Genomic DNA, 11,429 nt, shown 5'->3' with positions numbered 1-11,429 from the left:
CCCTGCACTCCCACGGAAGTCATGCCTGCCTCCCCCGGCGGCGACCGCCCATGCAATAATCGTGCGCAGGGCCCCAACGGGCCAACCGCGTTACCCCACGGAGTCACAATGTCGATTGTCATCCGCGACGTGCGCGAGCACGAGCTCGATTCCGTCCTGGCCTTGAACAACAACGCTGGCCTGGCGATCCTGCCGCTGGACGCTGTGCGCCTGCGCCAGTTCTATGAAACCGCCGAGTATTTCCGTGTTGCCGAGCGTGACGGCAACCTGGCCGGTTTCCTGATCGGCTTCGGCAGCGCCAGCCAGCACGACAGCAGCAACTTCGCCTGGTTCAAGCAGCACCTGGACACCCCGTTCTTCTACATCGACCGGATCGTGGTCGCCAGCCGCCGCCGCGGTGGTGGCGTCGGCCGGGCGTTCTACGCCGATGCGCAGAGCTTTGCCGAGCTGCGCTACCCGCAGATGACCTGCGAGGTGTTCCTGGACCACGGTGCCGATGCCGCCCTGCTCTTCCACGGCAGCTTCGGCTTCCGCGAGCTGGGCCAGAACACCATGCCGCAGGTGGACGTGCGTGCCAGCATGCTGGCCAAGGAACTGTGCAGCTACCCGTGGGTGCACGACACCTACGGCGGCAAGCTGCCGGATGTGGCATGGGCGCGTGACCGGCAGCTGCCGGCACAGGCACAGCGGCCGACGGGGACCTGAGCGTGGCGGTGAATTTCGATTACGAACAGGCCGGTGAACTGAAGATCGGCCAGGTGGGCATCGCCAACCTGCGCATCCGAACCCTTGATGTCGAACGCCTCGTGCAGGAAATGCGCGAGCGGGTGACCCGTGCGCCGAAGCTGTTCGGCCGCGCGGCGGTCATCCTCGATTTCGGCGGCCTGAGCCAGGTGCCGGACGTGGCCACCGCCCAGGCGCTGGTCGATGGCCTGCGCAACGCCGGCGTGCTGCCGGTGGCACTGGCCTATGGCACCAGCGCGGTGGACCTGCTCTCGCAGCAGCTGGGCCTGCCGCTGCTGGCCAAGTTCCGCGCCCAGTACGAACGCGCCGATGCCGAGCCGGCACCGCCGCCCCCGCCGTCGGCCGCCGAACCGCGCCGCGCCGACGCCCGGCCGAAGCCGGCCACGCCGGTGGCCAAGGCCGCCGATGCCGCCGCACCGCAGCCGGGCCGCATGCAGCTGGCCAATGTGCGCTCGGGCCAGCAGCTGTACGCGGAAAACTGCGACCTGACCGTGATGGCCACCGTCGGCGCCGGCGCCGAGGTCATCGCCGACGGCAGCATCCATATCTACGGCACCCTGCGCGGCCGCGCGCTGGCAGGGGCCCAGGGCAACACCGCGGCACGTATTTTCTGCCGTGATTTCCATGCGGAACTGGTGGCCATTGCCGGCCACTACAAGGTACTGGACGATGTCCCGGACACCCTGCGCGGCAAGGCCGTGCAGGTGTGGCTGGAACAGGACCAGATCAAGATCGCTGCGCTGGACTGACGCAGCCCCAAACTAATGCAGAACCAGGAGAAGTCCTTTGGCTGAAATCATCGTAGTCACCTCCGGCAAGGGCGGCGTCGGCAAGACCACTACCAGCGCAAGCCTGGCCTGCGGCCTGGCGCGTCGCGGCAAGAAGGTGGCCGTGATCGACTTCGACGTCGGCCTGCGCAACCTCGACCTGATCATGGGCTGCGAACGCCGCGTGGTGTACGACTTCGTCAACGTCGTGCACGGCGAAGCCACCCTCAAGCAGGCCCTGATCAAGGACAAGCGCTTCGAGAACCTGTACGTGCTGGCCGCTTCGCAGACCCGCGACAAGGACGCACTGACCCAGGAAGGCGTGGGCAAGGTGTTGAAGGACCTGTCCGCCGACGGCTTCGACTTCGTCATCTGCGACTCGCCGGCCGGCATCGAGAAGGGCGCCTTCCTGGCGATGTACTTCGCCGACCGCGCCGTGGTGGTGGTGAACCCGGAAGTGTCCTCGGTGCGCGACTCGGACCGCATCATCGGCCTGCTCGACTCGAAGACCCACAAGGCCGAATCGGGCCAGAACGTGCCGGCCTTCCTGCTGCTGACCCGCTACAGCCCGGCGCGCGTGGAAACCGGCGAGATGCTGAGCATCACCGACGTGGAGGAAGTGCTGGGCCTGAAGGCGATCGGCGTGGTGCCCGAATCGGGCGACGTGCTCAATGCCTCCAACAAGGGCGAGCCGGTCATCCTCGATGCCGAATCGATGGCCGGCCAGGCCTATGAAGATGCGGTCAGCCGCATCCTCGGCGAGGAGCGGCCGATGCGCTTCACCACCGTGGAGAAGAAGGGCTTCTTCAGCAAGCTGTTCGGAGGGTAAGCATGGGCCTGTTTGATTTCCTCAAAGCGAAGAAGACGACCGCCGAAACCGCCAAGAACCGCCTGCAGATCATCATCGCGCAGGAACGCAGCCACCGTGGTGGCCCGGATTACCTGCCGCTGCTGCAGCGCGAGCTGCTGGAAGTCATCAAGAAGTACGTCAACATCGACGCCGATGCGGTGAAGGTGGATCTGGTCAAGGATGGCCAGCACGACGTGCTGGATATTTCCGTGGCCCTGCCCGAAGGGCCCGACAAGCCCTGACCGATGCGCCCTGCCCGTGCCAGCCACGGGTGGGGCGTGGATGTACTGCATGACCGATCCCAAGCCCGAACCGAACGTCACCCGCGTCGGCGACATCGCCTTCGCCGATGCCCGGCGCCTGTTGGCCGGGCATGGCCTGCAGCTGCACCACGTGCCGGCAGGCGCGCCGATTCCCGGCAGCTACTGGGGCGAACCCGAAGCCGGCATCATCGCCAGCGATGTGTACGTGCGTGACGACACGCCGGTGCATTCGATGCTGCATGAAGCCTGCCACCTGATCGTGCTGCCGCCGGAACGGCGCGCGCAGGTGCATACCGACGCCACCGATTCGGTGGCCGAGGAAGATGCCACCTGCTACCTGCAGATCGTGCTGGCCGGGCAGCTGCCCGGTGTTGGCAGCGGGCAGTTGATGGCCGACATGGATGCGTGGGGGTATACGTACCGGTTGGGGTCGACCAGGGCGTGGTTTGAACAGGACGCGGAAGAAGCGAAAGCGTGGTTGATCGAACGCGGATTGTTGCCCGCGTAGAGCATCCACGCATGGCGTGGATCTACGCTCTGCCGCTGTTGCACGGCCATTGATGAAGGGGGCCCGCCGGGCATGCCCCGCGCTACCCGGCCAGCGCGCGCAGGGTGATGCCCACGATGTACGCCAGGTAGGTGCCGGTGGCATAGCCCATCGTGCCCAGCAGCACGCCCACCGGCGCCAGCGCGGGATGGAAGGCGGCGGCAACGACCGGCGCCGACGCCGGGCCGCCGATGTTGGACTGCGAGCCGATGGCGAAATAGAAGAACGGCACCTTCAGCAGCCTGCCCAGGCACCACAGCAGCACGATGTGCACGGTGATCCAGAGGATGCCCAGCAGGAACAGCCAGGGCCGGTCCAGCAGCGCCAGCAGGTCCATCTGCATGCCGATGCAGGCAATCAGGAAATACAGCAGCAGCGAGCCCAGACGCGAGGCGCCGGCCCCTTCCAGGGTGCGCGCGCGGGTGAAGCTCAGGCCCAGGCCGAGCGTGGTGGACAGCACCACCACCCAGACAAACGGCGCATCCAGGCTGAACTGCGCCGCCCAATCGACATGGGCCTTGAACCACGCCGCCAGCGGCGCACCGATGGCATGGGCCAGGCCGACGCCACCGAAGGCCACGGCCACGATCAGCATCAGGTCGGTCAGGCTGGGAATGCGCTCGTGCTCGGCCTGGAAGCGCGCGATGCGCTCCTTCAGTGCGTCGATGCCGGAGGTATCGGCACCGCTGCGCGCGTCGATCGTCGATGCACGCCCGGCCAGGAAGATCAGCACGGCCATCCACACATAGCCCACGCCGACATCGACCACGGCGAACTGGCCGAAGGTCGTCGCGTTGACGTCGAACACTTCGCGCATGGCCAGCATGTTGGCGCCGCCGCCGATCCAGCTGCCGGCCAGTGCGGCCATGCCGGCCCAGGTATCGCCGGCCACGGTGGCCGGATGGATCGCGCGCATCACCAGGAAAGCGACCACCGCGCCGATCATGATGCTGGCCGAGGCGCCCAGGTACATCAGCACCAGCTTCGGCCCCAGCCGCAGGATGCCCTTGATGTCCACTGCCAGGGTCAGCAGCACCAGCGCGGCAGGCAGCAGGATGTCGCGTGCGACCGGGTTGTAGAGCTTGGTGGTCTGCCCGTCGATCAGGCCGACGGTGTTGTAGATGCCCGGCAGCAGGTAGCACAGCAGCAGCGCCGGGACGAAGGTGTAGAAGCGCTTCCACGGCCCCTGCTCGCGCGAGGCGGTCCAGAACACCGCGCCGAGGGTGGCAGCGATCAGGCCGAACACCACGATGTCGTTCTGGATCAGAGCAGTCGAGGGCATGCAGGCCGGCACGGTAGCGCCGGGCCATGCCCGGCGGATCAAGGAAGGCGCGGAAACAGAAGCGCCGCCCCGGAGGGCGGCGCTGGAACGGCTTACTCGCCGATGTGCTGCTTCAGCCAGGCATTGACGGTGTCATGCCAGAGGATGCTGTTGTTCGGCTTGAGCACCCAGTGGTTCTCGTCCGGGAAGTACAGGAACTTGGATTCGATGCCCTGGCGCTGGGCGGCGGTGAACGCGGCCAGACCCTGCTCGACCGGGATGCGGAAGTCCTGCTGGCCGTGGATGACCAGGATCGGCTTCTTCCAGTCCTTGACGTGGTTGACCGGGTTGAACTTCTCGAAGTTGGCCGGCTTTTCGTACGGGGTGCCGCCCTGCTCCCACTCGGTGAACCACAGTTCTTCGGTGGCGTAGCCCATCATGCGCTGGTCGAACACGCCGTCATGGTTGACCAGGCACTTGAACGGGCCGTTCCAGTTGCCGGCGATCCAGTTGACCATGAAGCCGCCGTAGCTGGCACCCAGCGCGCAGGCCTTGTCGCCGTTGAGGAAGGAATACTGCTTCAGCGCGGCATCCCAGCCCTTCTGCAGGTCTTCCAGCGGGCGGTCGCCCCAGTGCTGGCTGATCGCATCGGTGAAGGCCTGGCCGTAGCCGGTGGAGCCGTGGAAATCGATCATCACCACCGCGTAGCCCTGCGCGGTATAGGTCTGCGGGTTCCAGCGGTAGCTCCAGCCATTGCCGAAGCTGCCCTGCGGGCCGCCGTGGATCAGGAAGGCCACCGGGTAGGACTTGCCTTCCTGGTAGTTGGCCGGCTTGACCACGTAGCCATGCACGGTGTCGTTGTTCCAGCCCTTGAACGAGAACTGCTCGAAATCACCGAACTGCACGTCCTTGAGCACCTCGCCGGCGGCCGGGGTCAGCGCGCGCAGCGCACCGGCGGCCTGGCCGGCGGCCGGCAGTTCGCCCACCAGCAGCTGGTCGTTGCTCTTGAGGCTGTTGCGGGTGATGGCCAGGGTCTTGCCGGCCACGTCCACGGCAGTGACGGTGCCCTCGCCCACCACCTTGGTGACCTTGCCGCTGGCCACGTCCACCTGGAACAGCGGGTGCTCGCCCAGGTCATCGGCGGTGGTGTAGAGGCTGGCGCCATCGGCCGACAGCGTGATGCCGCCGGCCGAACGGTCCCACGACGGGGCGATCTCGCGGGCCTTGCCGCTGGCCAGGTCCAGCGCCATCAGACCGAAGCGGTCCGCTTCGAAGCCCGGGCGCTTCATGGCGCGGTAGAACAGGGTCTTGCCGTCGGCGCTGAACACCGGACCGGCATCCCAGGCCGGGTTGGCGGCGGTCAGGTTGACCGGCGCCTGCTTGCCGGCGGCATCGAAGCGGTACAGGTCGAAGTTGGTCGACCACGGCTCCTGCTTGCCGGCCACGCGGATGCTGGCCACCACGCTGCTGCCATCGGGCGACCAGGTGAAATCATCATTGCCACCGAACGGCTTGGACGGGGCATCGCCATCAATGGTGGCGCTCAATGCCGAGGCGCCCTTCACCGGGCCGGCCTTGGCCACCGGCAGCGGGGCCACGAACAGGGTGTTGCGGCGGCCGTCGTTCCAGGTATCCCAATGGCGCACGAACAGGTTGTCGAAGACCTTGCCGCTGGCCTTGCTGGCGGCCACGTTCTTGAGCTTCTTCTCGGTGCAGGCCAGGTCGGAACCACAGGCCTGGAACACGCCGGCGCTGAACAGCACGCGGTCGTCCTGCGGCGAGACGTGGTAGCTGTCCACATCCACCGGGAAATCGGTCAGCTGGCGCGGAGTGCCGCCCGCCAGCGGCTGCGCGTACAGCTGCTGGCTGCCGTTCTTGGCGCTGAGGAAGTACACGGTCTGGCCATCGGCCGACAGCGAGGCGGAATTGACGCTCCAGCCGGCCGGGGTGATCTGCTTCGGCGGCGCGGCGTCACGGGTGCGCAGGTTGCGTGCGAACAGCGCGGTGCTGGCCTTGAGGTTGGCGTCCACGCTGCGCTTGGCGAACACCACGGTGTTGCCATCGGCGGTCAGCACCGGGGCGGAGACCCGGTCCATGGCGACCATGTCGCGGACATCGAGGCCGCGCGCGGCGGCCACGGACGGCAGGGCGGCCAGCAGGCTCAGTGGCAGCAGGGCATGACGCAGTTTCATCGGGGTCTCCGCAGGACGGCAAAAAACCGATGGTAGGCCCGCGCAGGCGGCGCTGCCAAGGCCATCGGTCATGGCCTCCCGGCAGCATCCGGCCAGAACGTGCAAACCGCGCCGGAGCGCGGTCTGCTGGGAAAACAGCCGGTGCCGCCCAGGGCGGCACCCGGGGGTTCCCTTCCCGGTCGGAAAGGGAACCGCCGTGCCGGCTTACGCCTTGGCGTGCTTGCCGGTGCGGTAGATCAGCCAGCCCACCAGGAACAGCACGGCCAGGCCGAACCACTGCGCGGCCGGCAGGTGGAACGGCAGGGCCAGCACGTCCGCACGGCTGCTGACCACGATCGGCACGGCGATGGCGATACCCATCAGGGCTTCGCCGGTGATCAGGCCGGCGGCGAACAGCACGCCCGGCTTGTGCACGCGGTCGCGGCCTTCCTCGTCATCCGCACGGACCTTGTGGAAACGCTCGACCAGATGGGCGATCAGGCCGCCCAGGAAGATCGGCACCATCAGTTCCAGCGGCAGGTAGATGCCGATGGCGGCGGCCAGCACCGGCACGCGGAAGCGGGCGTTGCGCGACTTCAACCAGCTGTCGAAGGCAATGATGAGCGCGCCCACCAGCGCGCCGAGGCCGATGAAGGTCCACGGCAGTTCGCCGCCGAACAGGCCCTTGGCCACCGAAGCCATCAGGTTGGCCTGCGGCGCGGCCAGCGCGTTGGGGTGCAGATCGGACTTCACGCCGATGCCATAGGCGGTGGCCAGCAGGTTCAGGACCGGGGCCATGATCAGCGCGCAGGAGAACGCACCGATGCCCAGCATCAGCTGCTGCTTCCACGGGGTGGCACCGACGATGTAGCCGGCCTTGAGGTCCTGCAGGTTGTCACCGCCCACGGCCGCCGCACAGCAGACCACCGCACCGATCATGATGGCGGCCACCGCGCCCAGCGGCGCGCCGAACGCACCGACCGGCTGCAGGCCATCCTTGCCCAGCAGCAGTACCAGCACGGCCGAGGCGAACAGGATGGTGGAAATGGTGATGCCCGAGACCGGGTTGTTGGACGAGCCGATCAGGCCGGCCAGGTAGGCCGACACCGACACGAACAGGAAGCCGGCGACGATCATGATGATGGTCATCGGGATCGACACGTGCCACTGGCCGACGATGGCCTGGTACAGGGCCAGCAGCGGCAGCACGAAGACCACCAGGGCCACCAGCATCCACTTCATCGGCAGGTCGCGTTCGGTGTGCGCCAGCACCGGGCCACCGCTCTTGCGAGCGGCGGCAAAGCCGCTCTTGACACCGTTCAGCAGCGACTTGCGCAGCGAGATCAGGGTCCAGATGCCGCCGATCAGCATCGCGCCGACGCCGAGGTAACGCATCTTCGCGCCCCAGATGGCGAACGCGGCCTCGGTGGACGAAGCGGCGGCAACCGACGCGGCCAGAGCCGGATCGGTGTTCATGAAGAACGCCTGGTAGATCGGAATGGCGATGTGCCAGGTCAGGATCGAGCCGGATACCACCACGATGCCGACGTTCAGGCCGACGATGTAGCCCACGCCCAGCAGCGCCGGCGACAGGTTGGTGCCGATGAAGGCGGTGACCTTGGAGCTGCCGACATAGGCCGAGGTGGCCCAGGCATCGGGAATCAGGCGCAGGCCGCTTTCCGCGGCCAGCTTGACGAAGGCGCCGATCACGGCCGACAGGCCGAGGATCTTCAGGCCCGGGCCGGGGTTCTCACCGGCCTTGAGCACTTCGGCGGCGGCCTTGCCTTCCGGGAACGGCAGCGGGTCTTCGACGATCATCGAACGGCGCAGCGGCACCGAGAACAGCACGCCCAGCAGGCCACCCAGGCCAGCGATGCCCAGCACCCACCAGTACTTGAAGTCCGGCCAGTAACCCATGATGACCAGCGCCGGGATGGTGAAGATCACGCCCGCGGCGATCGACGAGCCCGCCGAAGCGCCGGTCTGGACGATGTTGTTCTCCAGGATGGAGCCACCGCCGAGCAGGCGCAGCACGCCCATGGAAATGACCGCCGCGGGGATCGCGGTGGCAATGGTCAGGCCTGCGAACAGACCGAGGTAGGCGTTGGCGGCCGACAGCACCACGGCCAGCACGATGGCCAGTGCCACCGCGCGGAACGTGAGCTGCTTGGGCGCAGCGTCGTGATTCATGGGAGCCCCTGCTGGCAAAAAATCCTGGTCACGCTAGCGTTCAGGGGGCAGCAAGTCCAGTGCGGTTGGGGAGGGTTGCAGGCAAACCGCCATCACGCTATGGGGTTGCGGCCAGACTTGGCCAATTCCCCTGCGCCCCATTGCCCCCGGCAGGCAGGCGCTGCCACCGGCGATCCGCTTGCGGCCACCCCGTCGCGCGTGCATCGTGGTGCCCTCGCCTACCCAACAGGACGTTGCGGGAATGGGACGCTCACGCCGGACAGGACTGAACAGGGCGTTGCACGCCTTCTGCATGATCTTCGCCTGCGCGGTCTTCAGTGACCACGCGCAGGCCTTCAGCCGCATGGGCGAGGTGGAGATCTCCGACGCGGGGGGAACACCGTGTTTCGGACTGCCCGCCGCCGAACGCAAGCGCCTCGCCTCGGCGGTGGAGGTGTACGCCGTGGAGGTGTACGAGAGCGACACCCGCCCCCTCCAGGACCGGTGGGCGTTCAATCACGCCTACCCCGCCGCGACGCCACTGCCGGTGGGCACGTGCATCGCCTATGGCCAGGCGCCGGCCACGGCCACCCTGCGGCACCCTGCGGCGCCCCTGCAGCCCGGCCGACTGTATACGGTGGATCTGGAAGCCACCCGGGAAGGACCAACCCGCGGCTACTCGGCCCGCTTCTGCCTGAAGGCGCAGGCCGATGGCACGCTGAAGGCCCTCAGGGTCCACTACGACCGCAGGCTGGGCTGGACGGCCGCCACCTGCCTGCCCTGATCCGGCAGGCCCGGCTGCACCGCCGGTGCCCCCTGCGCATGCAACGACGCGATGCGGCTGCCGCCACCGCAGGCCGGGCCTATAATCGCGCCCTTTCCTGCTGTCCCCACCGTCGATGACCGCTGCCGCGCCCGCCTCCGACGATTTCCTTGGCCATCCCAAGGGCGTCTATGTCTGCTTCTTCACCGAGATGTGGGAGCGCTTCTCCTTCTATGGGATGAAGGCGCTGCTGCTGCTGTACCTGACCAAGTACCACCTGTTCGGCGACAAGGCCGGGCTGGACCTGCTCGGTGCCTACGGCGGGCTGGTGTACTGCATCCCGGTGTTCGGCGGCATGCTGGCCGACCGCTGGCTGGGCATGCGCCGGGCGGTGCTGTTCGGCGGCAGCCTGCTGGTGCTGGGCCATCTGGGCATGGCCTTCGAAGGCCATGCGGCCTACCGCGTCGATGGGCAGGTGGTGCGTGATACCGGTGCGCTGGCGGTGACCTACCTGTCACTGGCGCTGATCATCGTCGGCGTGGGCTTCCTGAAGCCGAACATCTCCAGCATCGTCGGCAAGCTGTACGCCAAGGACGACCCGCGCCGCGATTCGGGCTTCTCGCTGTTCTATGCCGGCATCAACCTCGGCGCCCTGTTCTCTTCGCTGGTCTGTGGCTTCCTGGGCGAGGCCTACGGCTGGAAGTACGGCTTCGGGGCCGCCGGCATCGGCATGCTGGCCGGGCTGGCGATGTTCCTGTGGGGCCAGAAGTACCTGCACGGCCATGCCGAACCACCCCACCCGGCCACGCTGAAGCAGAAAGTGCTGGGCCTGCCGCGCGAATGGCTGATCTACCTGTGCGCGGTGGTGGGCGTGCTGCCGCTGGCCTGGCTGATGTGGGCCGCCGGCAACGGCGCCTTCGCCCTGGGCGGGGAAATCAGCCTGGCCTTGATGCTGATGCTGGTGGTGCTGGGCGGCGTGCTGGTGTGGTTCGCCTGGTTCACCGGCACCCAGTGCACGCCGGTGCAGCGCCAGCAGATGATCGCGCTGATGGTGCTGATCTTCCTGGCCCTGGTGTTCTTCACCCTGTACGAGCAGTCCTACGGTTCCTGGGTGACCTTCACCGACCGCCTGCTGACCAAGGACATCGTGCCGGCACTGGTGGTGCGCGATGGTACGCCGCTGCCGTGGTCGATCGCCTCGCTGCTGCTGGCACCACTGGGCTTCATGGCCAGCGCGCGGCTGTCCGAGCAGCGGCCCGGATCGGCCGCGCCGCGCACCCTCTTCATCGCCATCGTCGCACTGATGCTGGTGCTGCTGGTGCGCGACTGCCTGGTGATTCCGCAGACGGCCGGCTCGCTGACCTACCTGGGCGGGCTGTTCCTGGTGCTGCTGGCCCCGGCCTTCGCCGCGCTGTGGACCTGGATGGACCGTCGCGGCATCGAACCGGGCAAGCCGGTGAAATCGGCCTGGGGCCTGGTGATCGGCGCGCTGTCATTCGTGCCGCTGGCGCTGGCCGCACAGCAGGTCGGCGCCACCGGGCAGCTGGCCAGCGTGTGGTGGCTGGTGCTGGCCTACTTCCTGCTGGCCAGCGGCGAGATGTGCCTGTCGCCGGTCGGCCTGTCGGCGGTGACCCAGCTGGCCGTACCGCGGGTGGTGAGCCTGATGATGGGCACCTGGTTCCTGGCCACGGCGTTCTCGGAAACGCTGGCCGCACTGTTCGGCAAGCTGGCCGCGATCGATGTGCCCGAGGGGGAAACCCTGGACCTGGCTTCGGCTGCCGGTGCCTACGCGCACCTGTTCTGGCTGCTGATGTGGATCGGCCTGGGCTGCGCGGTGCTGGCCTTCATCGCCGCACCGCTGCTGAAGCGGATGATGCACGGGGTGAAGTAACCC

The 11,429-nt window shown here is 67.6% G+C and carries 10 protein-coding genes; 7 read left to right on the top strand and 3 right to left on the bottom strand.

The window, feature by feature from the left end; genetic code table 11:
- Positions 1-108: 108 nt before the first annotated feature.
- Genes Q9R17_RS13945 through Q9R17_RS13925 form a run of 5 tightly spaced genes read left to right on the top strand, consistent with a single transcriptional unit; the run spans position 109 to position 3,132 of the window.
- Positions 109-705: a GNAT family N-acetyltransferase gene (locus tag Q9R17_RS13945; protein ID WP_308155203.1), complete on the top strand. Its 597-nt coding sequence runs from the start codon at positions 109-111 to the stop codon at positions 703-705.
- Positions 706-707: 2 nt separating this feature from the next.
- Positions 708-1,493, top strand: a complete 786-nt coding sequence (gene minC / locus Q9R17_RS13940) for a septum site-determining protein MinC (RefSeq protein ID WP_308155202.1) — start codon at positions 708-710, stop codon at positions 1,491-1,493.
- Positions 1,494-1,530: 37 nt separating this feature from the next.
- The gene (gene minD / locus Q9R17_RS13935; protein ID WP_308155201.1) at positions 1,531-2,340 is read left to right on the top strand and encodes a septum site-determining protein MinD; all 810 of its coding nucleotides are present in this window, start codon (positions 1,531-1,533) and stop codon (positions 2,338-2,340) included.
- Positions 2,341-2,342: 2 nt separating this feature from the next.
- Positions 2,343-2,603 carry a cell division topological specificity factor MinE gene (gene minE, locus Q9R17_RS13930; RefSeq protein WP_308155200.1) on the top strand — a complete coding sequence of 87 codons (261 nt, stop codon included), beginning with the start codon at positions 2,343-2,345 and terminating at the stop codon, positions 2,601-2,603.
- 40 nt (positions 2,604-2,643) lie between these two features.
- Entirely contained in the window at positions 2,644-3,132 is a 489-nt protein-coding gene (locus Q9R17_RS13925) for a hypothetical protein (protein ID WP_308155199.1), read from the top strand.
- Positions 3,133-3,214: 82 nt separating this feature from the next.
- Here the strand turns inward: Q9R17_RS13925 and Q9R17_RS13920 are convergent, their stop codons facing one another.
- The 3 genes from Q9R17_RS13920 to Q9R17_RS13910 all read right to left on the bottom strand — a co-directional run bounded on the left by Q9R17_RS13920 (position 3,215) and on the right by Q9R17_RS13910 (position 8,793).
- Positions 3,215-4,453, bottom strand: coding sequence for a DUF819 family protein (locus Q9R17_RS13920; protein WP_308155198.1), 1,239 nt, complete (start codon positions 4,451-4,453; stop codon positions 3,215-3,217).
- Between the two features lie 92 nt (positions 4,454-4,545).
- The gene (locus tag Q9R17_RS13915) at positions 4,546-6,624 is read right to left on the bottom strand and encodes a S9 family peptidase (RefSeq protein ID WP_308155197.1); all 2,079 of its coding nucleotides are present in this window, start codon (positions 6,622-6,624) and stop codon (positions 4,546-4,548) included.
- Positions 6,625-6,828: 204 nt separating this feature from the next.
- On the bottom strand, positions 6,829-8,793 hold the full coding sequence (locus tag Q9R17_RS13910) for an oligopeptide transporter, OPT family (protein ID WP_308155196.1): 1,965 nt from the start codon (positions 8,791-8,793) through the stop codon (positions 6,829-6,831).
- A gap of 292 nt (positions 8,794-9,085) precedes the next feature.
- Between Q9R17_RS13910 and Q9R17_RS13905 the strand changes: the two genes are divergently transcribed.
- Together Q9R17_RS13905 and Q9R17_RS13900 are read left to right on the top strand one after the other, a co-directional pair.
- Complete coding sequence (locus tag Q9R17_RS13905; RefSeq protein ID WP_308155195.1) at positions 9,086-9,556, top strand: hypothetical protein; 471 nt, start codon at positions 9,086-9,088, stop codon at positions 9,554-9,556.
- 115 nt (positions 9,557-9,671) lie between these two features.
- Entirely contained in the window at positions 9,672-11,426 is a 1,755-nt protein-coding gene (locus Q9R17_RS13900; protein ID WP_308155194.1) for an oligopeptide:H+ symporter, read from the top strand.
- The last annotated feature ends 3 nt before the right edge of the window (positions 11,427-11,429 follow it).

This window comes from Stenotrophomonas sp. 24(2023), from assembly GCF_030913365.1.
GTDB lineage: Bacteria > Pseudomonadota > Gammaproteobacteria > Xanthomonadales > Xanthomonadaceae > Stenotrophomonas.
Note: the sequence above shows the minus strand (reverse complement) of the source record. Positions and strands in the feature narration are given on the sequence as shown.